This is a genomic window from Lentzea sp. NPDC055074, assembly GCF_053608005.1.
The window spans coordinates 29,333-55,648 of sequence record NZ_JBSGUQ010000025.1; the positions used below are offsets into that span (position 1 = coordinate 29,333).

Annotated in this window: 21 protein-coding genes; 12 read left to right on the plus strand and 9 right to left on the minus strand. The window is 69.1% G+C overall.

Going from position 1 to position 26,316, the window contains the following annotated elements:
* Window positions 1-62: 62 nt before the first annotated feature.
* The 4 genes from ACWF7A_RS38805 to ACWF7A_RS38820 all read left to right on the plus strand — a co-directional run bounded on the left by ACWF7A_RS38805 (window position 63) and on the right by ACWF7A_RS38820 (window position 5,167).
* Window positions 63-2,795 carry an nSTAND1 domain-containing NTPase gene (locus ACWF7A_RS38805; protein ID WP_452255486.1) on the plus strand — a complete coding sequence of 911 codons (2,733 nt, stop codon included), beginning with the start codon at window positions 63-65 and terminating at the stop codon, window positions 2,793-2,795.
* Window positions 2,796-3,040: 245 nt separating this feature from the next.
* Complete coding sequence (locus ACWF7A_RS38810) at window positions 3,041-3,619, plus strand: ABC transporter permease (protein WP_452255487.1); 579 nt, start codon at window positions 3,041-3,043, stop codon at window positions 3,617-3,619.
* Window positions 3,616-4,383 carry an ABC transporter permease gene (locus tag ACWF7A_RS38815; protein WP_452255488.1) on the plus strand — a complete coding sequence of 256 codons (768 nt, stop codon included), beginning with the start codon at window positions 3,616-3,618 and terminating at the stop codon, window positions 4,381-4,383. The genes ACWF7A_RS38810 and ACWF7A_RS38815 overlap by 4 nt, the downstream gene beginning before the upstream one ends.
* Window positions 4,367-5,167 carry an ABC transporter ATP-binding protein gene (locus tag ACWF7A_RS38820; RefSeq protein ID WP_452255489.1) on the plus strand — a complete coding sequence of 267 codons (801 nt, stop codon included), beginning with the start codon at window positions 4,367-4,369 and terminating at the stop codon, window positions 5,165-5,167. Before ACWF7A_RS38815 ends, ACWF7A_RS38820 begins: the two co-directional genes overlap by 17 nt.
* Before the next feature lie 159 nt (window positions 5,168-5,326).
* Here the strand turns inward: ACWF7A_RS38820 and ACWF7A_RS38825 are convergent, their stop codons facing one another.
* Window positions 5,327-6,043: an IniB N-terminal domain-containing protein gene (locus ACWF7A_RS38825; protein WP_452255490.1), complete on the minus strand. Its 717-nt coding sequence runs from the start codon at window positions 6,041-6,043 to the stop codon at window positions 5,327-5,329.
* Between the two features lie 176 nt (window positions 6,044-6,219).
* Complete coding sequence (locus tag ACWF7A_RS38830; protein WP_452255491.1) at window positions 6,220-7,389, minus strand: 4-hydroxybenzoate 3-monooxygenase; 1,170 nt, start codon at window positions 7,387-7,389, stop codon at window positions 6,220-6,222.
* Window positions 7,390-7,566: 177 nt separating this feature from the next.
* On the opposite strand from ACWF7A_RS38830, the gene ACWF7A_RS38835 reads away from it, so the two are divergent.
* From ACWF7A_RS38835 to ACWF7A_RS38855, 5 genes are all read left to right on the plus strand, one after another.
* A complete protein-coding gene (locus ACWF7A_RS38835) occupies window positions 7,567-8,583 on the plus strand; it encodes an ABC transporter substrate-binding protein (protein ID WP_452255492.1) in 1,017 nt (338 codons plus the stop codon).
* A 218-nt stretch (window positions 8,584-8,801) separates the two neighbouring features.
* Complete coding sequence (locus tag ACWF7A_RS38840) at window positions 8,802-11,579, plus strand: sensor histidine kinase (RefSeq protein WP_452255493.1); 2,778 nt, start codon at window positions 8,802-8,804, stop codon at window positions 11,577-11,579.
* Window positions 11,576-11,998: a roadblock/LC7 domain-containing protein gene (locus ACWF7A_RS38845; protein WP_030468876.1), complete on the plus strand. Its 423-nt coding sequence runs from the start codon at window positions 11,576-11,578 to the stop codon at window positions 11,996-11,998. The genes ACWF7A_RS38840 and ACWF7A_RS38845 overlap by 4 nt, the downstream gene beginning before the upstream one ends.
* 16 nt (window positions 11,999-12,014) lie before the next feature.
* Window positions 12,015-12,611 (plus strand): GTP-binding protein, encoded by a 597-nt coding sequence (locus ACWF7A_RS38850; RefSeq protein WP_452255494.1) that lies wholly within the window; start codon window positions 12,015-12,017, stop codon window positions 12,609-12,611.
* 324 nt (window positions 12,612-12,935) lie between these two features.
* Window positions 12,936-13,451 carry a snapalysin family zinc-dependent metalloprotease gene (locus ACWF7A_RS38855; RefSeq protein WP_452255495.1) on the plus strand — a complete coding sequence of 172 codons (516 nt, stop codon included), beginning with the start codon at window positions 12,936-12,938 and terminating at the stop codon, window positions 13,449-13,451.
* A 43-nt stretch (window positions 13,452-13,494) separates the two neighbouring features.
* Here ACWF7A_RS38855 and ACWF7A_RS38860 read toward each other — a convergent pair whose 3' ends face one another.
* The 5 genes from ACWF7A_RS38860 to ACWF7A_RS38880 all read right to left on the minus strand — a co-directional run bounded on the left by ACWF7A_RS38860 (window position 13,495) and on the right by ACWF7A_RS38880 (window position 18,216).
* Window positions 13,495-15,327, minus strand: coding sequence for a diguanylate cyclase domain-containing protein (locus ACWF7A_RS38860; protein WP_452255496.1), 1,833 nt, complete (start codon window positions 15,325-15,327; stop codon window positions 13,495-13,497).
* Window positions 15,327-16,127: an SAM-dependent methyltransferase gene (locus ACWF7A_RS38865; protein ID WP_452255497.1), complete on the minus strand. Its 801-nt coding sequence runs from the start codon at window positions 16,125-16,127 to the stop codon at window positions 15,327-15,329. Before ACWF7A_RS38865 ends, ACWF7A_RS38860 begins: the two co-directional genes overlap by 1 nt.
* A gap of 99 nt (window positions 16,128-16,226) precedes the next feature.
* Window positions 16,227-16,670 carry a hypothetical protein gene (locus ACWF7A_RS38870; RefSeq protein WP_452255498.1) on the minus strand — a complete coding sequence of 148 codons (444 nt, stop codon included), beginning with the start codon at window positions 16,668-16,670 and terminating at the stop codon, window positions 16,227-16,229.
* Complete coding sequence (locus ACWF7A_RS38875) at window positions 16,648-17,265, minus strand: RNA polymerase sigma factor (protein ID WP_452255499.1); 618 nt, start codon at window positions 17,263-17,265, stop codon at window positions 16,648-16,650. The genes ACWF7A_RS38870 and ACWF7A_RS38875 overlap by 23 nt, the downstream gene beginning before the upstream one ends.
* A 54-nt stretch (window positions 17,266-17,319) precedes the next feature.
* On the minus strand, window positions 17,320-18,216 hold the full coding sequence (locus ACWF7A_RS38880; protein ID WP_452255500.1) for a S8 family peptidase: 897 nt from the start codon (window positions 18,214-18,216) through the stop codon (window positions 17,320-17,322).
* Between ACWF7A_RS38880 and ACWF7A_RS38885 the strand changes: the two genes are divergently transcribed.
* On the plus strand, window positions 18,178-18,600 hold the full coding sequence (locus ACWF7A_RS38885; protein ID WP_452255501.1) for a hypothetical protein: 423 nt from the start codon (window positions 18,178-18,180) through the stop codon (window positions 18,598-18,600). The genes ACWF7A_RS38880 and ACWF7A_RS38885 overlap by 39 nt on opposite strands.
* Complete coding sequence (locus tag ACWF7A_RS38890) at window positions 18,597-21,185, plus strand: CHAT domain-containing protein (protein ID WP_452255502.1); 2,589 nt, start codon at window positions 18,597-18,599, stop codon at window positions 21,183-21,185. Before ACWF7A_RS38885 ends, ACWF7A_RS38890 begins: the two co-directional genes overlap by 4 nt.
* On the opposite strand, the gene ACWF7A_RS38895 is transcribed toward ACWF7A_RS38890, so the two are convergent.
* Window positions 21,182-24,388, minus strand: a complete 3,207-nt coding sequence (locus tag ACWF7A_RS38895; RefSeq protein WP_452255503.1) for an NACHT domain-containing protein — start codon at window positions 24,386-24,388, stop codon at window positions 21,182-21,184. The genes ACWF7A_RS38890 and ACWF7A_RS38895 overlap by 4 nt on opposite strands.
* A 132-nt stretch (window positions 24,389-24,520) precedes the next feature.
* Between ACWF7A_RS38895 and ACWF7A_RS38900 the strand changes: the two genes are divergently transcribed.
* Window positions 24,521-26,053: an FAD-binding oxidoreductase gene (locus tag ACWF7A_RS38900; protein WP_452255504.1), complete on the plus strand. Its 1,533-nt coding sequence runs from the start codon at window positions 24,521-24,523 to the stop codon at window positions 26,051-26,053.
* Here the strand turns inward: ACWF7A_RS38900 and ACWF7A_RS38905 are convergent.
* Window positions 26,034-26,273 carry a YggT family protein gene (locus tag ACWF7A_RS38905; protein ID WP_452255505.1) on the minus strand — a complete coding sequence of 80 codons (240 nt, stop codon included), beginning with the start codon at window positions 26,271-26,273 and terminating at the stop codon, window positions 26,034-26,036. The two genes, ACWF7A_RS38900 and ACWF7A_RS38905, sit on opposite strands and share 20 nt — an antisense overlap.
* Between the last annotated feature and the right edge of the window lie 43 nt (window positions 26,274-26,316).

Genomic DNA, 26,316 nt, shown 5'->3' on the forward strand with positions numbered 1-26,316 from the left:
CTTGTTAGCGGTCCGTTAGACGGGGGGCGAACCTCTGGTGGACAATCCGGCCAGGAGGCGGCATGCCAAGAGGGGAACGTCCGCTCGGCCCGGAGGACACCGCGCTGCTGCGGTTCGCCGGTGACCTGCGCAGACTGCGTGACCAGGCAGGCAAACCGAGCTACCGCGAGCTGGCCCGGCGTGCGAACTACTCGCCGACCGCGTTGTCCGACGCGGCCGGTGGGCGCAAGCTGCCGTCGCTCGCACTGACGCTCGCGTTCGTGCGGGCGTGCGAGGCCGATCCGGCCTCCTGGACGAAGCGGTGGCGCGAGCTCGCCGCCGAGCACACCCAGCCGCTGCACCCGAACACGCCGTACCCCGGCGGCGAGCCGTTCACCGAGGACGACGCGAAGCGGTTCTTCGGCCGCGAGTGCCTCGTCGAGCAGGTCGTCGAGGCGGTCAAGGCCAAGCCCCTCACCGTGGTCCTCGGCGCCTCCGGGTCGGGCCGGACGTCGCTGCTGCGCGCCGGTCTGCTGCCCGAGCTGGACGACGCCGTGCTGGTCGTGCCGGGCCAGGACCCGATGGGCGCCCTCGCCGAGGCCCTCGCGGGTGTCTTCGAGAACACCACCGCGGACCGGCTGGCGCAGGAGTTCCGGGAGGATCCCGACCACCTCCGGCTGCGGATCCGCCAGCACCGTCCGGGCCTCGTGCTGCTCGTCGACGACTTCGAGGAGGCACTGGACGACGCCGAGTTCGTCGCCGCCGTCACCCGCTGCCCCCACGTCGTGCTCTCGGTGCGTGCCGACGCGCGGAGGCGCTGGCTCGACCTGGGCGTCGAGGGCACCGAGATCACCATCGAGCCGATGAGCGCGGACCAGCTGCGCCGCGCCATCACCGAACCCGCCGCCAAGATCGGCGCGACCGTCGAGACCGCGGTGATCGCGCGACTGGTCGCCGACGCCGCGAACCAGCACGCGCTGCCGCTCGTCCAGCAGGCGCTCGTCGAGACGTGGCGGCGCAAGCGCGGCATGACGCTCTCGCTCGCGGGCTTCGAGGAGTCCGGCGGCATCGAGCAGGTCGTCGCACGCTCCGCGGAGACCTTCCTCGCGACCCTCGGCGAGGCCGGCGAACGCGCCGCCAGGCAGCTGTTCCTGAGGCTCGTCTCCGTGCAGCGCAACGGGATCGCGCAACGCCGCACCCGTCTGCTGGACGTCGACGCCCGCCTGCTCGGCCTGCTCGTGAAGGCCAGGCTCGTGACGCTCACCGAGGACGGGGCCGAGCTCACCCACGACGCCGTGCTGCGCTGGCCGACGCTCGCCGCCTGGATCGACGAGGACCGCGAGAACCTCAGGACGCACCAGCAGCTCGTCACGGCGATCGAGCTGTGGGAGGCGAGCGACCGCGACCCGCTGGCGCTCTACCGGGGCGTGCGGCTGCGCAAGGCCAAGGAGCTCGGCGAGTTCCTGACGGTCAAGGAACGCCAGTTCGTCGCCAGGAGCGCCAAGCGCGAGACGCGCCGCTCGACGGCGTTGGTCGCGGTCGCGGCGGTGCTGCTCGCGCTGGTGCCGGGCACCGTCGTCTACGCCCTCGCGAACGAACGCAAGATCACCGAGATGAACGCGAGCGCGCTCGGCGGCAAGGCCCTGTCGCAGTCCGAGGCGCTGCTGGAGCAACGGCGTCCGTACGCGGACAAGTACGCGCTGGTCGGTTACGACGTCAGCCCGTCGGCCGAGTCCGAGAAGGTGCTGCGGCTCGCGAGCGCCGTCGCGCGCGGCATCCCGTTCACCGGCACGCCCAAGGACGACGCGGACGTGGTCGTCGCCCCGCGCGGGGAGATGGCGGCGGTGACCGACGCGGACGGCACCGACCGGATGTGGACCATCGACGAGGACAAGGCGTCGCCGGGCAAGAAGTTCGCCGACCGCCATCGGGTCGTGAAGCTCGCCGAACGCCGTGCCGTCACGAGGGACTTCAACGGCCAGGAACACCTGTGGGCCGTCGGCGACGCGAACGACATCACCTACCTCACGGCGTTGCCCAGCCGGTTCCGGACGCTGGACATCAGCCCGGACGGCTCGCGGCTCGTCGGCAAGGTCGGTGCCGCGGTCGAGGTCGGGCTGCCGACACCGGACGAGTCCGAGTACGCGGAGCTCTACGACCTGAGCGACCCGCGCAACCCCCGCAAGCTGCCGATGCCGGTGAACAACCCCGGCACCGTCGCGCTGAGCCAGGACGGCCGCGAGCTCGCGACCGGCGTCTGGGACCAGGTCACCGGCACCACGACGATCGAGTTCTGGAGCATCGGCGGCACCGTCGAGTCCGCCGGTCCGCCGATGTCCCAGCACGCCTACGTCCGCGGCATCACCTACAGCGGCGACGGGCGCTGGCTCGCCGTAGAGCACTCCTCGCCGGAATCGATCGTCGAGGTGTGGCAGCGCGTGCCGAGCGGAACGCCCGTGCTGCGCGCACGGCTCGACACGGCGTTGCGGGCCGGCGCCCGTGTCACGTTCTCCGACGACGGCCGCGTGGCCGTGGTCAGGGACAACGTCTTCGAGGTGCAGCAGCTCTACACGAACGACCGCCCCGCGGACCGGCTCGTGTACGTCGTCGGTCACGGCAACTCGACTCGGGCGGTCTACCGGCCGCAGAACCGCGACTTCCTCGTGCGCAGCGGGGGCCAGGACCCCGAGCTGCTGCCCTACGACCTCGACACCGGACGCATCATCAAGAGGATGTGTGAAAAAGACGGTGCGAGGCTCACGGACTCCGAATGGGCGAAGAGCTTCGGCGAAGTGGAGCGCAGAGAGGTCTGCTGAACCGACGTCATGTGACGAAACAAGCCGGAGTTGAGCGAGCACGCATTGTGAACTGGAGATCCACTCTCTAGGGTGACCGAGTGCGTGCGTTCACAAGGGGACTCATCGGCATAGCCGGGTTCCTCGCGCTCTGGGAACTGCTAGGGCGCTCACCCCTCATACCTGCACACGCGCTTCCGCCACCGTCCGCAGTGTTCGGTGAGCTCGTGACGCAGTTGACTTCTCCAGAGTTCCTCAGTCATGTCGTGGCAACGGTTTTGGCGGTGCTGATCGCCATCGGGATCGCCATCGCCATCGCGGTGCCGAGTGGACTGGTGCTCGGCAGCGTCCCTGCCGTACGCCACGCCACTCGGGCGGTCATCGAGTTCCTGCGCCCGATCCCTTCTGTGGCACTGATTCCGCTCGCGCTCGTGGTCCTGGGTTTCGGCCCGGAAACGAAGATCACGCTCGCGGTCTACGCGGCACTGTGGCCGATCTTGTTCAACACCATTTACGCGCTCGACGAACTGGACCCGCTGCTCGTTGAGACGTCACGGGTTTTCGGCACCGGACGTGCCGGTGTGCTGTTCCGGGTGGCGTTGCCGAGCGCGTTGCCGTTCGTCCTCACCGGAATCCGGCTCGCGGCGACCACCGCGCTGATCGTGATGGTGAGCGTGGAGCTCATGGCCGGCGCCCAGATCGGGCTCGGCTACTTCATCATGGAGGCCCGCAGCGGGCCCGGCCGGATGGACCAGGTGCTGGTCGGCACCGTGGTCGCGGGCGCGATCGGCGTCCTGCTGAACAACGGTCTCGAGCGCGTCCGCCGGCGTTGGGTGGCCTGGTGAACAAGTTCCTTCAACGGTGGACCGTGTTCGCCGGTCTGATCGTCGTGTGGCAGGTCGCCGGGATGCTGGCCGAGGACCCGTTCTTCCCGCCGCCGTCCGACATCGTGACGGCGGCCTGGGAGTGGTGGGTTCTCGAACCGGAGAACATCACCGAGCACATCCTGCCGTCGATCGGCCGGCTGCTGTCGGGCTGGGCGATCGCGGCCGTCATCGGCATCTCACTGGGCCTGCTGCTCGGTCGCTCCGACCGGGCGATGGAGTACGCGGGACCGCTGCTGGTGTTCATGCGCTCGATCCCGCCGCCCGCGCTGGTGCCGGTGTTCCTCCTGCTGTTCAGGGGCGGGACCTCGATGCAGCTCGCGACGATCGTCTTCGGCGTGATCTGGCCGGTGCTGCTGAACACCGTGGACGGCGCCCGTTCCGTCGACGTGACCAAAGTGGACACTTCCGCCGTTTTCCGGATCCCGCGTCACCAGTGGATTCTGGGCGTCGTGCTGCCCGCCGCCTCCCCGAAGATCTTCGCGGGGCTGCGGGTGTCGCTCTCCCTGTCCCTGGTGCTGATGGTCATCTCCGAGCTCGTGGGCACGGACAACGGCATCGGCTCGCAGCTCATGGTGGCGCAACGCGAGTTCGACTACACGCGCATGTGGGCCGGCATCGTCCTGTTGGGCGTGCTCGGCTACGGACTCAACACCGTGCTTCTGGCGGTGGAACGCAGAGCTCTGGCTTGGCAACCAAGGAGCAGGGATGAGCAACATGCTTGAGGTGGCCGACCTAGGCCACACCTACGGCGACTACGAGGCCATCGGCGGCCTCACGTTCACCGTGCGCGCCGGAGAGTTGGTGTGTGTGGTCGGGCCCTCCGGCTGCGGCAAGTCCACACTGCTGCGCACGATCTCGGGACTCATCGAGCCTTCCCGCGGCGACGTGTCCCTCAACGGTTCCCACCTCGCGGTGGTGTTCCAGGACTACCAGCGTTCGTTGTTCCCGTGGCTCACCGTGCAGGGCAACGTGGAGTTCCCGCTGCGCTCCCTGCCGCGTGCGGAACGCCGCGCGCGTGCCGCCGAGGCCCTGTCGTGGGTCGGCCTGTCCGGCGCCGCGAAGAAGCGGCCGTGGCAGCTTTCCGGTGGCATGCAACAGCGTGTGGCGATCGCGCGCGCTCTGGCGTACCGGCCGGCGTTGCTGTTGATGGACGAGCCGTTCGCGTCCGTCGACGCGCAGACCCGTTTCGAGCTGGAGGACCTGTTGCTGCGCGTGCGCCGCGAGCACGACACGACGGTTCTCGTGGTCACGCACGACATCGACGAGTCGGTGTACCTGGGTGACCGCATCCTGGTGCTCTCCGGCTCGCCCGCGAAGCTGGTGGCGGACCTCGAGGTGCCGCTGCCCGCGGAGCGCGACCAGGTGACCACGCGCACCGACGAGGCGTTCGTGGCGCTGCGGTCGAAGGTGGCGCGGTTGCTGAACGTCGGCGGCAAGCAGACGCTCGACGTCGAGAAGTGGGCTGCGGCGGAACGGGAATCGCTGAGCGAGACCGTCTCGACCTGACAGTCGTTCGAAGGACAACTGAGCCCCGGACCGTCGCGGTCCGGGGCTCAGCTGCGTTCTCAGTGCCCGCAGGAGGGTTTGGGCACTGCGAGAGGGATCCGGACACCCGCTCTCGGGGGCAGAGCGCTCAGCGCCGGTTCCCGGGGTTCTGCGCGGCGATCAGAAGTGCAGGTTCAGGTCGCCGTTGCCGATGTTGTTGCCGATGCCGTCGTGCAGCAGGTCGATGTCGCCGATCTTGACGTCGTCGAGGACCTGGCCGAGGTCGGTGTGCACGTCGCCGACCTGAGCGACGTCCTGCACGACTTTGTCGCTGACGTCCAGGACGTCCTTCACGTCGACGTCGCTGACGACGTTCTTGACCAGCACGTCGGTGTCCACGACGTCCTTCACGAGCACGTCCGCGTCGAGGTCCTCGACCAGCACGTCGGTGACACCGTGCACGTCCGCCACGTTCGCCACGTCGGTGACGGTCGCGATGTCGGTGACGTTCGCGACGACCTCGTTGGCGTTCACCGCGTCGAGGGTGCCGGTGACGTCGCCGATGCCGTCGAAGTCCGTGACCAGCGCGGTGACGGTGGCGGGGGAGGCGATGTCGGCGATGCCGGAGACGCTCTCCAGGTTGCCCGTGATGAGCTTGAGGCTGTCCACGGCGGTGATGTCGCCCGCCTGCGCCAGGACCTGGTCGATGGCGTCGATCTTCACGACGGACGCGCTGTCGAGCACCAGGGGCAGGATCTCGTGGACGTCGACCGGGGAGATGTCACCCAGACCGGCGGCCTCGAGGGTGCCTTCCGGGTCGAGCTGGAACGCCTCACGGGCGTCCAGGTCGCCGAGCAGGTCGAGGGTGAAGTCGTGCAGCGTCTGCTGGGTGCCCATGGGAACTCAAGCTCCTGATACGTGGAACGGGGGGTGTCGTGATGAACCGTATGGATGAACGACACCCCCCAGCATCGGGAGTTGGCCCCAGATTGTGACGTGCCGAGGTCCCTAGGGGAACAGCGTCACTCGTTAGGGGTACCGGGTTTTCACCCGTCAGGGCTGATCTTTTCCCATCAGGGACCGACGTAGTTCTCCGCGAACGTGGCGCGGTAGGCGGGGGACTCCGCCAGGTGCTCCAGCCTCGCCTGGGCCAACCGTCCGAAGAACGGGGAGCTCACGTCAGTGTGGATCATGTTCACCATCCACTGCGAGAACTCCTGCGCCCGCCAAATGCGACGGAGGCAGTCTTCCGAGTAGGTCTTGAGCCCGGTCTCGGATCCGGTGCCGTAGAAGTCGATAAGCGCACGTCCGAAGGTTGCGGCGTCGTTCATGGCGAGGTTCATGCCCTTGGCTCCGACCGGAGTGATGATGTGTGCTGCGTCACCCAGCAGGTAGAGCCGGCCGTAGGACATCGGTTCGACCACATGGCTGCGCATGTCGAGCACGCGCTTCTCGATGATCTTTCCCTCGGTCAGGGTCCATGAAGATTCATGTAGTGCGAAGCGCTTGTGCAGCGCTTCCCAGACCTGTTCGTCGGACCAATCCGAGGGCTTTGTTCCGACCGGTACCTGCAAATAGAAGCGGGATACCGTGGCGGACCTCAACATGTGTCCGGCGAAACCGTCCTCGTGCAGCGCGTAAATGGTGGCTTTAGTCGATGGCGGAGCCTCCGCGAGAATGGTCAGCCACTCGATCCCGTGGTGGTGCGTGAATTCTTTCAGCGTGCCCTCGGGAATGGAGGTCCGGCTCACCCCGTGGAACCCGTCACATCCGGCGACGAAGTCGCTCGTGATGGTCTCGCGGGTGCCGTCTGCGCTGGTGAAGGCCACCGAGGGGCTCGAGGACGTGAGGTCGTGCAACTCCACGTCGCTGACCTCGAACCGGATGTCACCTCCGCTGTCCACAAATCCGGCGATGAGGTCCTTGACCACTTCCTGCTGGGGGTACACGAAGTGTTCGCGACCTCCGTAGAGGTCGCTGTACGAGACCTGGAACGCCCTGCCGCTCACGCGGAATTCACACGTTCCGTGACGGTCTGCTTCCATCAGCAAACGATCTGCCAGACCGAGTGACTCCAACATGGTCACGGAGCGGTGCTCCAGGACTCCTGCCCGTGGTCGTGTTTCCACCTGGGCTCGACTAGCTTTTTCGATCACGATGCAGTCGATGCCTGACTGCTGGATCAAGTTTGCCAAGGTCAGACCGGCCGGCCCAGCGCCGACAACGGTCACGGAGCGCTTCAACTGGGGTTCTCCTAGCCCTAGACCTGCTGTGCTTAGATGCTCACCGCAGGTAGTGGACTTGAACCTGCTCGTGTCGGTCAACTGGGGTCTTTTGGAGCAGCGTCATTACTCTGAGTGGTTGACCGTCGCGATCATTCCCCGCAACGACGACACCGCTCCGACAGGAGAGTGCTCCCGATGACTCGCAGAGTCCGCCGTCTGACCATCCGTGGCATCGCCCTTGCCACGCTGCTCGCCACAGTGGCGAGCTGTGGTGCGCTCGGCGGCAAAGAGCAGGCACCCCCGGCCGATGCGAACAGCAGCGGTCCGGTCGAGAAGGCCAAGATCACCCTGGGGGTCCTCCCGATCCTCGACGTGGCCTCCGTCCACGTGGCGATCAAGAAGGGCTACTTCAAGGCCGAAGGCCTCGAGGTCGACCTGAAGGTCATCCAGGGTGGGGCCGCGGCCATCCCCGGCCTGGTCAGCAAGGACCTGGACTTCTCGTTCGGCAACTGGGTCTCGTTCTTCGCCGCCCAGGCGAAGGACGCGGCCAAGGCCGTCGACGGCCTCAAGCTCATCTCGGACGGCTACCAGGCGAAGCCGGACATGTTCCTGATCTTGGCGGCCGGTGACTCGGCCATCAAGAGTCCTGCCGACCTCGCCGGCAAGACGATCGCGATCAACACGTTCAAGAACATCGCGGAGCTCACCGCCAAGGCCACGCTCGAGGCCGCGAACGTGGACGTGAACTCGGTCAAGTTCAAGGAGATGCCGTTCCCGGACATGCAGGCGGCGGTCGCGAACAAGACCGTTGACGCAGCCTTCATGGTCGAGCCGTTCATCACCCGCGCCCAGCGGGCCGCCGGTCAGATCAAGGTGCTGGACGCCGCGTCCGGCCCGACCGACAACATCCCGATCGCGGGTTACGCGACCACCGGCGCCTTCGCCAAGGAGAACCCCAAGACCGTCGCCGCCTTCCAGCGCGCGATGGCCAAGGGCCAGGCCGATGCGACCGACCGCCCCACGGTCGAGCCGCTGCTGGTGGAGTACGCCAAGGTCGACAAGGAAACCGCAGGTCTCGTCCACTTCGGTGCCTTCCCGACCTCGCTCGACGCGACGCGCCTGCAGCGCGTCGTCCAGCTGATGCAGCGCTACGGGATGCTGGACAAGGAGCTCGACGTCAAGCCGATGCTCGTCCAGCCCTCCGGCAGTTGACGAACAGCGCGGGTGACTGTGATCAGGCCGTGATCGCGGTCACCCGCGCGATCGTTTCCTCCAGATGAATTATCGCGCGAGGGCCGTTTAGCCGCGCAGGTCTAAGTTGTTGATTCTCGAACCACTGTTTTGTCGTCCGAACGGCGGTATGAGAACAGCGCGTTTTACTCCAAGATCCACCAGGTTTGCAGCTATTAAACGGGCGGGGAGTGTTGACGGTGCGCGGTCGTGAGGACCAGCGAGGCATCGACCGGTTCCGCCTACGCAACTGGCGGTTGCGGAGCAAGCTCGCAGTGGTGTTGCTAGTTCCGGCCCTGAGCACCGCGACTCTCGCGGGCCTGAGGCTGAACACCCAGCTCGACGACGTCGAACTCTTCGACAGCGTCCAGCGCGAGCTCGCCGTGAGCCACCAGGCCGCGAAGGTGGAGAACGCTCTACAGGTCGAACGTGACTGGGCAGTCCAGTGTGTGGCCGCCGGCCGGCAGAACGCGTGCCCCGAGCACGCCGCCCGCAACGGCCTGACCGACACGGAACTGGGCAAATATCGGGATTCGGGCGCGACGGCCACGGCCTTGAGCGCGCCCCTGCAAGAAGCTTTCACCAAGTCGCTGCAGTCCCTCGACGGACTGGCGAGCTTGCGCATCACCGTGCTGAGCACCAAGTACCCCGACGTCGCGGTGGTCAGCGCCTACAACCAGATCATCGCGTCGCTCACGCAGGTGCACCGCGCTGCGATCTCGAGCCTCAGCGAGCCGGAGATCGTTCCGCTGGCGACCGCCGCACAGGCGCTCTACAGCGCGCAGGAACAGCTCGGCCAGCAGAACGCGATCCTGACTTCCACCGCACTGCGCCGGAACTTCGCTCCCGGTGCGGCGGACGAGCTGCGTGCCGCGCAGTCCCGTCTGGACGCGGCGTTCACGGAGTTCAACGACGTGACGTCGCCGGCGAACCGGCAGAAGTTCCAGGACATCGTGTCCGGTTCGTCCGTGGACGGTCGCAACCGGCTCGTGAAGCTCGCGCTCTCGCAGGACGCGGCCGGCAAGCCGGTGTCGATCACGGACGCCGAGGTCCTCAAGATCGGTCAGGACACCGCGAACCAGGTTCGCAAGGTCGCGGCCGACCTGGAGGGCCAGGCCGACGCGACGACCACCCGCCTCGCCTCCGAGGCGCGTGGTTCCGCGTGGCGCGACGCCGCACTGGTCGCCATCTCGCTGCTGATCGCGTTCGGTCTCATGGCGATGGTCGCGCAGTCCATGCTCCGGCCGCTGCGCGTGCTGCGCCGCAGCGCCCTGGACGTGGCGCGCAACCAGCTGCCCGAGGCGATCAAGCGCATTCGTTCGCACCGCGAGCCGGAACGGGCCGCCGAAGAGGCGATCGTCCCGGTGCCGATCAACACGACCGAGGAAGTCGGTCAGGTCGCGCGGGCGTTCGACCTCGTGCAGCGCGAAGCCGTCCGCCTCGCCGTCGAGCAGGTGGCACTGCGCGCGAACGTCAACGACATGTTCATCAACCTGTCGCGTCGTTCGCAGGCGTTGGTGGAGCGGCAGATCAGCGTGATCGACCGGCTCGAGCAGGACGAGCAGGACCCGGACCACCTGGCGTCGCTGTTCGAGCTCGACCACCTCGCGACGCAGATGCGCCGCAACAGCGAGAACCTGCTGGTGCTCTCGGGCACGACGGTCAACCGCCGGGTCACCCGCCCGGTCGCGATCGCCGAGGTCCTCGGTGCCGCGGTCTCCGAGGTCGAGAAGTACGCGCGCGTCCAGATCGCGCCGACGCCGGAGCTCATGGTGCAGGGCCGCGTGGTCAACGACCTCGCGCACCTCGTCGCCGAGCTGCTGGACAACGCCACGGCGTTCTCCAAGCCCAGCACCAAGGTCACGGTGCGGACGATAGAGACTCGCAAGGGCGAGGTCGCGATCCGCATCCACGACCGCGGTGTCGGCATGCAGGAGAACGACGTCGTCGAGTTCAACGCGAAGCTCGCCGAGCCGCCGGAGGTCGACGTCTCGGTGGCCCGCGAGATGGGCCTGTACGTGGTCGGTCAGCTCGCGAAGCGCCACGAGATCCGCGTGACGCTCGGGAACAACGACGACATAGAGGGTGGCGTCACCGCACAGGTGATCCTGCCGGTCTCCTTGCTGCACAAGGGATCCGCGCCCGCTCTGCCGTTGCCCGCCGCGCCGGCGCCGTCCGCGGCCGAGTCGACCAACCCGGGCGAGGTCCTGTCCGGTGTGCCGAAGTGGACTCCCGAGCACCCGGTCCTCGCACCGGGGCCCGCCACGGAGGACGACAACTCCGGGCGGCACCGCATCGAGCAGACGTCCACCGACGGCCTGTTCACCGCGCGGATCGAGGCGTCCGAGGACGCCGCCGAGGACGGGTACTCCTACGAGCCGCCCGTCGAACGTCCCGCCGACCCCGCCACGGAGATCTTCCCGGCGATCGTCGACGAGCCGTTGATCTCGCACGACGACCTGTCGAGGTGGTTCCAGACCCCCTCGGCGCCCGAACCCTCCACGAGGGACGTTCCGTCAGCGGAGCCGGAACGTGCTGCCCCGTTCGGGGAAGCGGACGACGTGGAGCCCGCCACCGTGAACGGCCTGCCCAAGCGGCACCGTTCGGCGGACACCGTGAAGATCGAGGCACCGACGGCGGTGCCGCGCGCGGTCGCCGACTACGCCGAGTCCGACTGGGGCGCGTCGGACGAAGGCTGGAAGGCCGCGGGTGCGCTCGACAAGGGCACTCCCGCGACGACCACGGAGAACGGTCTGCCCAAGCGCGTCCCGAAGGCGCGCCTGGTTCCCGGTTCGCTGCCGAAGCCTTCGTCGCCGGCACCCCAGCTGGCGACCGCCGCCGCCGTCCCCGGCCGGTCGGCCGACCGGCTGCGCCAGCGGTTCGCCACGTACCAGAAGGGTGTCCAGATGGGTCGCGAGTCGCTCTTCGACTCCGCCGTCGGCGGCATCCCCGTGATCGCAGAAAGGGAACGCCAGTGACCACCGCGACTGAGGAACTGGACAACTTCAGCTGGCTGGTCGAGGACTTCGTCAGCAGGGTCGCCGGTGTCGCGCACGCGATCGTCGTCTCCGCGGACGGCCTGTTGCTCGCATCGTCGGACCGGCTGCCGCACGACCGCGCCGAGCAGCTCGCCGCCGTCTCGTCGGGACTGGTCTCGCTGAACCTCGGAGCGGCGCGCTGCTTCGAGGCCGGTGAGGTCAAGCAGACCGTCGTCGAGATGGAACGCGGCTATCTTTTCCTGATGTCCATCAGCGACGGGTCCTGCCTCGCCGTGCTCGCCGCACCCAACTGCGACATCGGCCTCATCGGCTACGCGATGACCCGGTTGGTGGAAAGGGTCGGTCTCCAGCTCACGCCGGAGATCAGAGCCCAGCTGCACGTCTCCATGCGAGCCTGAGTAGAGAGAAGTTCCCATGAGCAACGGTGCTCCGGGTCGTCCGGGGTCACCTGGGGTCGACCTGACCGCGACCTCGGCGAAGATCGTCGTCGCGGGCGGCTTCGGTGTCGGCAAGACGACGTTCGTGGGGTCGGTCTCCGAGATCACCCCGCTGACGACCGAGGCCGTGATGACGCAGGCCTCGGTGGGTGTCGACGACCTGTCCCACGTGCCGGACAAGGTGACCACGACGGTGGCCATGGACTTCGGCCGTGTGTCGCTGGACAAGGACCTGATCCTGTACCTGTTCGGCACGCCCGGCCAGCACCGGTTCTGGTTCATGTGGGACGACCTGGTCCGCGGTGCCATCGGTGCCGTGGTCATGGTCGACACCCGCAGGATCGACGAGGCGTTCGCGCCCATCGACTTCTTCGAGGACCGGGACCTCCCGTACGTGATCGCGGTGAACTGCTTCGACGGCCTCATGCACCACCGGGCCGAGGAGATCAGGGACGCGTTGACGATCAGCTCCGCGGTGCCGATCATCCCGTGCGACGCGCGGAACAGGCAGTCGACGAAGCAGATCCTGATCGCGTTGGTGGAGCACGCGTTGCGCCAGCCTTCGTTCGCCTAGTACCTCCGCTCCCGCGGAAAACGGGGCCGGCGCCTTGTGCGCCGGCCCTTTTCGCGTTCGGCCTTCCGGTCCATCAGAGCCAGTCGCGTGTGAACAGTTATTCGCCCATCCGGCCGCGGCCTGTTCGTGGCCGATCGTTGCCGGAAATCCAGTAGTAGGGCACGTTTCCGCTCCCTGAGCCGCACGTCGGAGGGTGTGGGCGGGTCGATCACCTACGAACGCTCTTGATCGTGCCAGCGCTGCTTCACACTTGACTCTTCTTGTGCGCCAACGGCTCGGCGATACAGTCGGGGTGCAATTACCCTGCATTGCGAGGAGATTCCTGTGTCCCTGCGCAAAACAATTGCCGTGGCGGCCAGTGTCGTCGGCCTCTCGGTCGGCCTCATCGGCACCGCGGAGGCCGCGCCCCGCATCGTCACCTACAACTCGAGCAACACCGGCGAGTTCCAGGCCGCGATCGACAAGGGCGCGCAGATCTGGAACGCCAGCGTGGTGAACGTGCAGTTCCGCAAGGTCACCGGCGCTGCGAACGTGACGGTGAGCGTGGACAACCAGTGGCCCCGGGCCTACGTGACGAGCCTCGGCCGCGGCCGGTGGGTCATGGGCCGCCAGGCGGTCAACGAGGGCCACGACACCGTGCGCATCTCGTCCCACGAGTTCGGCCACCTGCTCGGCCTGCCCGACCGCAGGACGGGTCTGTGCACCGACCTGATGTCCGGCGCCAGCGCCGGCACGTCGTGCAAGAACCCCAACCCGAACGCCAGGGAGAAGTCCGAGGTCGAGGCGAACTTCCGCACGATGGTGACGGTCAAGGCCACGACGTTCGAGGACGCCGCCTAACCCGCTGTGGAGCGGTTGTGGTCTCCCTGACGGCCACAACCGCTCATCGCGTCACCACGAGGTCCACGCCGAGCGCCTGGAGCTCGTCCGGGTCGCCCGGTCCGCCGAGCACGTGCACGCCGGCCGACCGCAGCAGCGGCACCATCAGCGCGAGTCCCTGGCGCGCCAGGCGTTCCGACGGAGGCCGCGCCAGCCGGACTCCCCACACCGGACTGCGGTCCACAGTGGACAAGCCGGCGAAGCCCCCGCCGAACTCGTGCAGCAGCACGCGCACTCCCATGTCGTGCAGCACCTCGAGGTTCTCCTCGCCGTCCGGCATCGACCGAACGTCGAGCGCCAGGAACAGCGACGAGGCCGGGAAGGAACCGGCCCGCAACGTGGACCGCACGTGCGCCGTCAGGTCCGGGTCCCGCGACTGGTCCCGCGACAACCGGATCAGCACCGGCTCACCCCGCGAACTCGCGTCCTGCAGCACGAGCCGCCCGAGCCGCGAGGCCAGCCCGAGGGCGTCCGCGTACGCGACGACGTCGTCGTGCCGGGTGGCACCCCAGCGCAGCGACGCCTCCACGAAGGCGTGCGATCCCGAGATCCACGACACCGGTGTGTACTCCACGGAGATCTCGCCGTTCTCGAAGGCGCCGGGCATCGCCGCGATCCGCGCGAACCGGGTGCGGTCGGCGGCGTCGGCCTCGTGGTCGTAGACGCCCCACTGCCTCTTGCCGACGGCCTCGGCTCTGCGCAACGTCGAATGCGCGCGCCGCAGCAAGGCCGTCGGATCCACGCCGGGGCCGGAGGTGCGCACGAAACCGATCGACGTCGACACCGCGACGCCCGCGCCCTCCAGGTACACCGGCTCGGACAGTTCCTCGTCGATCAGCGCAGCCAGTGCCGCCACGTCGGGCGAGCCGTGGATCAGCACGACGAACTCGTCGCCGCCGACCCGCGCGACCACGGCGTCGGGCAGCACGAACCGCAACCGGCGCGCCACCTCGACCAGCACCGCGTCGCCCGCCGCGTACCCGAGGCCGTCGTTGACGATCGTGAGGCTGTCGACGTCGAGGTAGCCCAGCGTGTACGGCTCGCCGGTCGCGAGCGCGGACTCCAGCTTGTCGGTGAACGACGCGCGGTTCGGCAGCCCGGTCAGCAGGTCCGTCAGCGACTGGTGCCGCAGCCACTCCTGGAGCATGCGCTGCTCGGTGACGTCCTCGATCAGCGCGACGTGGAACTTCGGCAGCCCGTCCGCGCCGCGCAGCACCGACAGCACGACGTTCGCCCACACCGTGTCCCCGTCGCCGCGGGCCAGTTCCCACTCGCGCCGGTCGGTGTCCACAGAGGACGCGGCCATCCGGTGACACGCCGCGGCCAGTGCGATCGCGTCCGGCTCGGCGAAGAGCTCCTTCGGCATCTCCTCGTGGCCGAGGATGGCGGCCAGCGCGTCGTTCGCCTCCACGACCGTGCCGTGCAGGTCGAAGATCGCGATGCCCACCGCCGTCGTCGCGAACACCTGGGCGAACCGGGTCTCGCTGTCGTGCAGGTCGCGCTGGGCGTCCTCGACCGCCTTCAGCAGTGAGTTCTTGACCTTCTCCTGCTCAGCGAACAACTGGTCGCGCGTCGCCCGCACGTACCCGGCCGCGAGCGCGCCGAGCACCTCGGGCGGGAACTCCGGCCCGAGCACCTCGAGCGTGCGCCGCAACGAGTCGGGGCCGGTGAAACTCTTGCGCACCAGCCATTCGCCGATCGCCACCGACGCCTGCCCAGCACGGAGCCGGGCGGCGTGCTCCTCGAGGTGCTGCGTCAGCTTGCGCCGTGACATCGGCGAGTACGCGCTCTCGATCAGAACAGCCGCCCAGCGCTGTGCGAGGGGCGAGGGCGACATCAGGGCTTGCGACCCACCGCGGCGTAGAGGTTCGCCTTCGACGGTTCGTCGCCGACGTCCTCGGGCGACTCCGGCCGCCACTGCGGCGTGAACACGATGCCGGGCTCCACGACCTCCGTGCCCGTCAGCATGTCCGCGACCTGGTCCTTGGTGCGCGGGGTGATCGGCTCCGCGGTCTTCGCGAAGATCTCCTTACCGGCCGCCATGGCCGCGGGCATGCTGTCCGCGGTGAAGTGCGACAGCGCCAGGTACGAGCCGGACGAGAGCGCTTCGACGTAACGGGACAGCACGCCCCAGGGGTCGTCCTCGTCGGGGATGAACTGCAGGACACCGACGACCAGGAGCCCGATCGGCTGCGAGAAGTCGAGGTGCTGCCGGGCCTGCGCCACGACCTTCTCCGGTTCGCGCAGGTCGGCCAGCAGCGCCGTCACGTTCGGCTCGCCGGCCAGCATCAGCTCGGCGTGCGTGATCGCGACGGGCTCGAAGTCGACGTACACGACTTTCGACTCGCGGTCGACCTCGTGCGCCACCTCGTGGACGTTGCCGACCGTCGGGATGCCCGAACCGAGGTCGAGGAACTGCCGGATGCCGAGGTCCGCCAGCTCCAGCACGGCACGGCGCAGGTAGGCGCGGTTGAGCCGTGCCATGCCCCGCACCGGGAGGACCTTGATCAGGGCTTCCGCCGTCGCGCGGTCGGCCTCGAAGTTGTGCCCACCGCCGAGCAGGTAGTCGTAGATCCTGGCGGAACTGGGGACGTCGACGTTGACGCCCTCCGGTACCCAGCTGACTCGATCGACCACGGCGACACACCTCTCGCGATGCGAATTAGGAGCGTCGACAACCCTACTGGCCGAGGTTGTAGGCCGAACGAGGGAATTGCGGTGTCACGCGAATAAGAGTCAGAGGATGAACCAATCGGTGCAACCGTGTGCGAACCGGAACTTCACCGGTCCTCGCGGCGCGACCCCCATCACGAACATCCCCAGTTCGTCGACCGCCGCGGTCTCGTGGTCGCCGCCCGGCGTCACCAGGGTGACCGAGCCGGACGCCGGCATCAGCTGACCGGTGACCCCCGCCGCCGACACCTCGACCTGCAGCATCACGCCCTCGGCGTCGAACACCAGCTGCCGCGCCGTCGCCGTCGACCGCGCACGGGCGAACAGCGTGTCGTCCAGCACCGAGTCGTACGACGTGATGAGCAGCAGCTCCTCGTCGATGGTCCGCCAGGTGAACGCGGCCTTGGCGGCCTCGACGAACTCCGGCGGAACCTCGTCCTGAGGTGTGCTCAACGCGTCGCGCAAGGCGTCGAGCAGTACTTCGTCACTGTCCCAGTCGTGCCGCACCTAGCACACCTCCTCTCTTCACCGGAGACCCCAGGAACGCTGAGATCGCTGGGGTTTTCCGCAACTTCTCCAGGCAACGTATCCGCGTCGGGCCGATGCTGCCGACCGGCATCGCGAGCTCTTCGCTCACGACCTGGTAGCTCGGCGGCGGGTCCGTCATCAGCTTCTGCAGCAACCGCTTGCACTGGTCCGTGAGCTCGGCGAACCCGTCTCGCAACGCCTGCCGCCGCTCCACTGCCAGCAGGTCCGCCTCGACGTCCGCGTCCACCTGCTCCGACTCCAGCGCGTCCGATTCGGACAGTGGGTCGTACAGGTGCGTGCGCTGCTGCACGCGCAGCACGCGCAGACACTCGTTGCGGGTCGTCGTCATGATCCAGCCGGGCAACGCCTCCGGCTCGCGCAGCCGTCCGATCTGCTCCACGAGCCGCAGCCACAGCGTCTGGTTCACGTCGGCCGCGTCCGACGGGCGCAGCCGGTGCTTGTAGATCACCGACACCACCAGCGGCGTGTAACGGTCCACGATCTCGTTCCACGCCGACTGGTCGCCCTCGGCCGCCGCGCTCACGAGCGCGGCGATCGGGGAGGCTGAGGTCACGTCGACTCCTTGCGGTCACAACTGGCGGAGGCCGAGGTTGCCTCCCAGATACAACTATTTGACGAAAATTCCGTACCCGGGGTGGAACTCCGCACCGGTCAGCAGCTTGTCACGCGCCTGACGTGCGTCGATGCCCTCCGAGACCATGGTCGCGGCGATCCTGCCGGTGACCAGGGGAGCGGCGAACGACGTGCCGTACCACTCCGCCCACAGCGCGAACGGCGTGGCGGAGGCCTCGCCGGGCAGCTGCCACTCGCCCTTGAGGTAGGTCGAGGCGCGGTTGCCGATCGCGCAGGCGTCGACCCAGTGGCCGAAGTTCGAGTAGAAGGCGGGGCCGATCGAGCCGTCCCGTTCCTGCTGGGCGGCGGCGACGGCGGTGACCCCGCACAGCGCCGCGGGCCAGCTCGGCCGCTGCGTGCCCTGGTTGCCGGCCGAGGCGACCACGACGATGTCGTCCGGCAGCGCCTCGATGGTGCGGCGCAGCGGTTCGGAGGCCACGTCGTCCTCGGTGAAGCAGCCGAGCGACAGGTTGAGCACGTTGACCTTCTTGCGGCCCAGCTCGGTGATCTTGCGGCAGATCCGTTCCTCGTCGCCGAAGCCGTTCGGGTCGAGGCCGACCTCCGGGTCGAACGTGACGCCGGGGGCCGCGTTCTGGATGACGCCCGCGACGAACGTGCCGTGCCCGCCCTGCAGCGCGAAGTTGTCGCCGCTCGCGTAGGCCGGGTCGACGTCGTCGGCCTCCTTGGCGTAGCGGCCGCCGAACCAGTCGGAGTGCTCGCTGTCGGCGCCCTGCGAGATGCCCGTGTCGATGATGCCGACGCGGACGTCCTTGAGGCGCTCGTCGAACTTCGGCGCGGAGACCGGGTCCGTCGGGTGGGGGCGGTCGCCCGGGTTGCCCATGACGAGGCCGCCGTGGCCGACGATCACGTGGTGCGGCTGCACGAGCGGCACGCGCTCGTTCGGCCAGTTCCGCTGGTCGCGCAACAGGCGGACAATGCGGGGAATGTCCTCCGCGTTGTTCGGCAACGTCAATCGCGCCAATCCGGCGAATCCCTCGCCGGGCCGTGCGATGATGTTGTTTTCCCTGAGCTTTTCGACGACCCGTTGTTGATCCTCGGCGCCGACGAGCAACTGTCCGGGACGATAAAGGAATTCACGCCCGCGTTCGGCGTGGAAGCTGATGGTCTTGTCCTCGGCGATGAGCTGCAGGAAAGCTCTTTGGTAAAGCTCCGCGCTTTCTGGCGTTTTCGACACCACGGCCTCACTAAAGCAGCGTTGACGGGCACCCCGACCGAGCTTGATCAAGCTACCACAGCGGATAAAGTGTTGCCGTGACCGACTTTTGTGCGGAGGACGCGCTGGAGGCCAGGCAGCGCAACCCGCGCGCGGCCGTGGAGATGGCCCGCGCGGTCCTCCGCACGACGGAAGATCGTGCGGAATGGTCCATCGCCGAGCGCGCGATCGGCCTCGCGCTGCGGGAGATGCACGACTTCCCGGGCGCGGCGCGGCACCTGCGCCGCTCGATCAGGATCGCGTCCGAGGCCTCGCTGCCCCGGTTGGCCGCGCTCGCCCAGATGAGCCTCGCGTGGGTGCTCGCCTACACGGGCAAGCAGAAGGCCGCGCTGACGTTGCTGGACGACGCCATGCCGTCGCTGACGGGCGCGGACTCGGTGGCGGCGTTGATGCAGCGCGGTGTCGTCTTCCACTACCTGACCCGCTACGACGACGCGCAGCGCGACTACACCGCGGCCATCGCGGGCGCCCGTCGCGTGGGGGACCAACTGGTCGAGGCGCGCGCTTTGAACAACCGCGGCCTCGTGCGCGCGTACGTGGGGAACATGCGTGAGGCGTCGGCCGACTTCTCGCTGGCGGCGTCCCTGCTCGGAGAGCTCGGCCAGGAGCTCGGTGTCGCCGACGTGCACTGGAACGGCGGCATCATGGCGACCCGAGGCGGTGACGTGCCCGCCGCGCTGACGCTGTTCGACAAGGCCGAGGAGGTCTACCGCCGCCTCGACGTGATGCGGCCGGTGCTGCTGGTCAACCGGCTGGAGCTGCTCGTCTCGGTGCCGCTGCTGGACGAGGCCCGCGCCGCGGCCGACCGCGCGATCATCGAGCTGAAGGAGCTGAAGAACCCTCTGGGCGTCTCGGAGGCCCTGTACTTCCGCGCCCGCATCGCGTTGCTGGACGACGACCCGGACGCGGCCAACGCGTTCGCGGCCGAGGCGCGCCGCCGGTTCCGCCGGGAGCAACGCCTGCTGTGGGCGGCCGGCGCGCGTTTCCTGGAGCTGCACGCGGCCGTGCTGCGCGGCGACCGCTCCCGTCCCCTGCGCCTCGCCTTGTCGCGGGTGGCGTCCGAGCTGGACGCGATGGACTGGCGGCTGCCCGCGCTGGAGGCCCGCATCGACGCCGGCCTGGTCGCCGCGGATCTGGGACATCGCGCCCGTGCCATCACCGAGCTCACCGCGGCGGCGGGTGCGCGGGTGCGCGGCCCGGCCGGTCTGCGGGTGCGCGGCTGGTACGCGGAGGCGTTGCGCCGCAAGCTCTCCGGCGACGTGCGGGGGACCTCGTCGGCGCTGCGGCGGGGGATCGGGCTGCTGGACGAGTACCGGGTGTCGCTGGGCGCCGCCGAACTGAGGGCGTCCGCCGGGGTGCAGGGCCAGGCCCTCGCACTGGAGGGCCTAAGGCTGGCCGTGGCCTCGGGCAACGCCTCGCGCGTGCTGTCGTGGACCGAGAGCTGGCGCGCGGGCGCGTTGCGGATGAAGTCCGTGTCGCCGCCCGACGACCCGCGCCTGGAGGACGCGCTGGCGTCGTTGCGCGCGGTCTCCGCCGACGTGGAGTCCGCGGTGCTCGCCGGGAGACCCGCCGGAACGCTGCGCGCCAAGCTCGTGCGCGCCGAGCAGCGCGTCCGCGACCTGACCAGGCTGATGTCGGGCGAGGTCGCCGTCTTCAAGCCGCCGCCGGTCGCGTCCCTGTCCGCCGCCCTGGGGGCGTCGGCGCTGATCGAGTTCGTGGAGGACGACGGCACGCTCATGGCCGTGGTCCTGGCCGGCGGCCGTTCGTCGCTGCACTCCCTGGGTGCGGTCGAGGGCGTGGTCCGCGAGATCCGCCTGCTGCGCTTCGCCCTGCACCGCCTCGTGACCCTGCCCCCGCAGCTGCCGAACCTGGCCGTGGCCCGGTCGTCGGCCTCGCACGCCGCCGCGCTGCTGGCCCGCCGCCTGCTGGACCCGCTGGCCTCCCGCATCGACGGCCGCCCGCTGGTGGTCGTCCCGACCGGTGCCCTGAACGGCCTGCCGTGGGCGGTGCTGAACCGCCAGGTGACCGTCGCCCCGTCGGCCTCGGTCTGGCTGCGAGCCACGTCCGTTCCCGACGCCTCGGGTGAGGCGGTGCTGGCCGCCGGTCCGCGCATGGCCGCCGCCCCCGCCGAGATCAAGGCGATCAGCGCCCACGTGCCGGGCCGCGTCCTGGTCGGCACCGAGGCGACCGTGAGCGCCGTGGCGTCCGCAATGGACGGTGCCGCGCTCGCCCACATCGCCGCGCACGGCTCATTCCGCGTCGACACCCCGCTGTTCTCGGCCCTGGAACTCGCCGACGGGCCGTTGACCGTCTACGACATCGAACGCCTGCGCCGCCCGCCGACCCGCGTCGTGCTGTCGGCGTGCGACACCGGGCAGTCCGCGGTTCGGCCGGGAGACGAGTTGATGGGCTTCACGGCGGCGCTGCTGGGGCTGGGCACGCGGACGTTGATCGCGCCCGTGGTGCCGGTGCCGACCGACGGCACGGCTCCGGTGATGGTGGAGCTGCACCAGAAGCTCGCGGCCGGGATGGCTCCGGCCGAGGCTCTGGCGGCGGTGCAACGGGCCTCGGCCGACGATGCTGCTTACGCGGCTGCCGTCGGGTTCGTGTGCTTCGGCGCGGGTTAGGCCTGGAGCCAGGCCCTCAGCTTCGGACTCGTGGCAGCCTCGACGGCCCGCGCCCGCATACCGACCTTCACCAGCTTGTCCGCGGCCTCGACCCCTTTGCCGGCCCGGTCGTGGTGATCACGCACCACGTCCAGCCACAGTTCGACGGCGTGGTGGAGCATGCCCTCGTCAACGAACAGATCGGCGATGTCCAGCCGGTCCCACAGGGTCAGGCCCGACTCCCTGACCTTCGTCACGATCAGGTCGGCGTGCCGCGCCCCGCTGACGTCGAGCACGGTCGCGACGCAGTCGGCGACCTCGTGAGAGCCCAGCGAACGCTGGAAGGCGTCGACGGCGAGTTCGGACGCTTCCTCCGAACGGCTGGCCGTGTGCAACATGCCGGCTATCTCGAGGGCGATCTCGACTTCGTGCCTCGCTGTTCGGATCAACCGGTCGAGCAACTCGACGCCCTGGGCGGCCAGGTCTGCGAGATCTGCGCCGCGGAAGAACTCGATCGACGAGGCGGGGTCGAACGAATCGGTCAGCAAGCTGTTCAGAAGGTCGGCGCTGTGCTCGTGATGGCCGAAGCTGTCGAGCACTCCCGCGCCTACGGCACGGTGCAGGGGCGACCCGGCAGCCGCGATCGCGTACACCTCTTTGCCACGGGCCCCCAGGTCGAGCGCTCCGATCAGCACCTTGCGGAACTCCGCCGCGCCCTCGGTGCGGCCGTGCAGTGCCCGCGTCGAGAGATCCGACGGGATCGTGCGGTGCTTCGTGGTCATCAGGAAGTCGATGAGATCGACCGGACGAAGGGAGGGACGGTTGCGCACCAGGTCGTCGGCCTCGTCCGGAAACCAGGTGACCATCAACTCGCATGCCCGGAGGAACTGCGAGTCGCTCGCTGCGGGGGAGTTCGCCACCTCCCTGTCGAAGTTCTCCACGCCGCTCGTCCGCTCCGCGACGATCAGCACGTGCTCCAACGAGAGTGCACGTGCTCGGGAGATGGCATCCGCGATCCGCGCGGGGCCAGGGCTGTCGTCGAGCAGTACGGCCACGGCGGCGGCAAACACCTTGGTGTCCACTGAGGACTTCTCCAGGACCAGGTCGGCCGCCCAGCGCGCCTCGTCCGTGCATTCCAGCGCCGTCGCCAGGCCGATGAAGGAGTCCCAGGTCTGAGGAGGGGTGTCGGCGGCGCCACCGATGTGAGGAATCCGCAAGCTGCCCAGAACCAGCGGGTCCGCTTTCAGGCGTCGCGTCAAAAGGCGCAGCAGGTGGCGTGCGGATTCCTTCCTGTCCAGGTCGAAGCTCAAGATGTCGATGATCGTGAGCTCGACGACGTAGTTGTCGCTCGCTCTCACCATTTCCAGCAGGAGCTGCTCCGCGAGGTCGGCGCCGTTCGGCACCATCTCCGCGAGCCCCGCGGCGATGGCGCTCAACGCGTTCGTGTCGCCCAGGTCGGCGTGATTCCGCAGCCAGGCCACCGCCTGGTCTGCCGAGTCGAGGTGTCCGAGGGCGATGGTGCAGCCGATCCGCACGACGGCCGGCAGGTCGGTGTTGTCCCGCAACGCACGCAGCCGTGGCAGGAGCAGGCGGGCGACCGACTCGTTGTCGAGGCTCGCCAGCACCCTGCCGATGCGGCGGGCCTCCTGCCACGGCTTCTCGCGGACACCGTTGGCCAGCACCAGTTCCACCAGCCGGTCGACTACCTCGCCGGAGCGCTGCGGGGTGATGGCCACGTCCTCGGCCAGCAGACGTCCGGCCAGCAGTACGTGCTTCACGCCGCCGGCCAGCAGCCGCTCGACGACGAGATCGAGGTCGTGGCCGGGCTCGCGCCCCCAGAGCACGAACGTGAACAGCACCGAGGTCTCCCGCGCCGCCTGCATGCCCAGTTCAACCCACTCGTCGAGGCCGGGGAACTCTGCCGGGATGGCCGCCGCCCGCTTCCGGGCGGCGAGGAACTCGGCGAAGGAGTGGTGCAGGAACCTCGGTCCCGCTTCGCCGCGCACGAACAGTCCGGTGCTCATCAACACCGCCATCACGTCCTCCGTGCGGGCCGGCAAGGCGTCTTGCAGCAACCCCTCCCCCGACTCCAGGCGCTCCACCGCGATCTGCTCGACGATCGCCGTGCGTCCCCCGTAGAGCCACTCGATCTGCTTGACCCGAGCCGGGTCGTCGGCGTGGGCCTTGCGGAGTTCGGCGAGTGCGTTGCGGCCGTTCGCCCTGTCGTCCAGCAGGTAGCTGATGAAGCGGTCGTACAGGTCGGCGCGGTTGTGGGGGAGTTTGCGGTTCGGCTCCAGGGTGTTCGCGATGGCCGCGATCGTGGCCAGCAAGGGGTTGCGGACGAGTTCGCGAAGGCGGCCGTCGTGCACCTGGCTGACGAACTCGGCCGCGCGGTCCTTCGCGTTGGTCGGGTTCTGGGCGCGGAACCAGGCCGAGGCGAAGTCCTGCAGTTCGACCGGACCGAACGGCTGGATGGTGAACGAGTCGACCAACCCCGCGAGCTTCTGCAGCTCGTCCGGAGGCAGCGGGCGGGTCGTGATCACCAGGCGGTGTTCGCCACCCCGGCGCATGCGGCTGACCAGAGCGTCGATCACACGGGAGCGGCGTCCGGGTTCGGCAATCTCGTCCAGACCGTCGACGAAGACGAGCCAGCGGGCGCCGAGCGCGCGTTTCGCGAACAGGTCTGGCTTGAGGGTGGCGTTGAGCCTGCGGTCGCGGACCGCGTTGGCGAGCAGTTCGCTCCACGGCAGGTCGTCGGCGAGCGCCTTCGCCGGGATGCGCAGCGGCATCACGGGTTCCGGCAACGGCGGGTCGGCGCTCGGGTCGAGCCACTCGGTGGCGAGGCGCTGGACGTACATCTGGCCCAGCGTCGACTTGCCCGCGCCCGGTTCGCCGGTCACGAGGAGGTGGTTCGAGTGCGCGAGCACCTCGCCGATCGGAAACGAGCGGTCGCCCTGCTCGCGTTCGGTCTCGCGGACGCTCTGCTGGACGTAGACGCGGGTCAGTTCCGGCTGCCGGACGCCGAGCAGGCGGTAGGGGAGGGTCTCGGCCGCGTCGCGTTGTACGTGCAGGAGGTCTTCCAGTTCGGTCGTGAGGTCCGGCCTGTCCTGCCACGAGGTCAGCGGCGGGTACGGGACGTCGGTGCTGTGCACGTGGAGCGTGCCGATCTCGTGTGCCTGGACGACGTGGCCGTGCACCGTGCTGCGGTTGACCTCGTTGTGCATGGGAATGGTTCTACCGGACGAACGCCGGAACCAGGCCGTTTCCAGACGCGGACGCGAGCCGGGCCGTGGCCGCGTGGGTGGTAGCGCTCAGGGCATTCCAGAACGTCCGCGTTTCGCTTATGGTTGCTCGCCATGACAACGAGGTCGTGGTGGGGCTGGGGCACCGTCGAGGACGCCGTCACCCCGGAGGAACGCCGTGCGCTGGTCGAACGGGTCCGGGCGGTGCTGCCGGACGCGGACCTGACGTTCCACGAGCCGCCCGATCCCGCCGCGCTCGACGTGCCCGCGTCGCGCATCGAGCCGGGCGAGCTCTTCTCGACCGACCCCGTCGACCGCCTCGCGCACGCCCGCGGCCAGGCCTACCGCGACGTCACCCGCAACCTCGCGGGCGAGATCGGGCAGGTGCCGGACGCGGTGGCCCGGCCGCGCACCGAGCAGGACGTCGTCGACGTGCTCGACTGGTGCGCGAACAACGACGTGGCGGTGATTCCCTTCGGCGGCGGCACTTCCGTCGTCGGCGGGGTCGAGCCGCGTGACCTGGGGCGGGTCGTGACGCTGGACCTCGGCGGGCTGGACCAGGTGCTGGAGGTCGATCCGACGAGCCGGGCCGCGCGGATCCAGGCGGGGGTGCTGGGGCCGTCGCTGGAGGCCCAGCTCAAGCCGCACGGCCTGACGCTCCGGCACTTCCCGCAGTCGTTCGAGTTCTCGACGCTCGGCGGCTGGCTCGCCACGCGCGCCGGCGGTCACTACGCCACGCTCTACACGCACGTCGACGACCTGACCGAGTCGCTCAGGGTCGTGACGCCGCAAGGGATCTCCGAGTCGCGCCGGTTGCCGGGCTCGGGTGCGGGGCCGTCGCCGGACCGGCTCTTCCTCGGGTCCGAGGGCACCCTCGGCGTGATCACCGAGGCGTGGATGCGGCTGCAGGCGCCGCCCGTGCACCGGGCGGGCGCGTCGGTGCGGTTCGCGGACTGGGGCCGGGCCGTCGAGGCGACGCGGCTGATCGCGCAGTCCGGGCTGCACCCGACGAACTGCCGGCTGCTCGACCCCGCGGAGGCGTTCCTCAACGCCGGGTCGCCGAGCTCCGTGCTGGTGCTGGCGTTCGAGTCCGCCGATCACCCCGTCGACGCGCTGCTCGCCCGTGCGCTGGAGCTGTGCGGTGACGGCGAGGTCGTCGAGGGCGCGGCGCAGCAGTGGCGGAAGTCGTTCCTGCGCATGCCCTACCAGCGCGACGCGATGGCGCAGCACGCGATGATCACCGAGACGTTCGAGACGGCCTGCACCTGGGACCGCTTCCCCGCGTTGCACGCGGCGGTGACGGAGGCCGCGACCGAGGCGTTGCGGGAGGTGTGCGGCATTGGCGTCGTCACGTGCCGCTTCACCCACGTCTACCCGGACGGCCCCGCGCCCTACTACGGCGTCTACGCGCCGGGCCGCTGGGGCGGCCTCACCGCGCAGTGGGACGAGATCAAGGCCGCGGTGTCCGAGGCGCTGATCTCGTCGGGCGGCACGATCACGCACCACCACTCCGTCGGCCGCGACCACATGCCGTGGTACTCGCGGCAGCGCCCGGACGTCTTCGGCGCGGCCCTGGCCGGCGCCAAGTCCGCGCTGGACCCTCAGGGCCTGCTCAACCCCGGTGTCCTCACCACACGATCGACCTGAGGATCAGCGCCGCGATGAACACCACGGTGAACGCCAGGTCCAGCCCGAACCCGCCGAACCGCACGGGCGGCAGCACCTTGCGCACCGGCGCCAGCACGGGCTCGGTGACACCGTGCGTCACCCGGCGCACCTTCCACACCCAGTCGCCGCGCGCCTGCAGCGTGACCGCCCAGTCCACGATCATCCGGCCGATCATCACGAGGATGAACAGCGTCAACACCCAACCGACGATCCATCCGACCAAGCCGAACAAGATGTGCCTC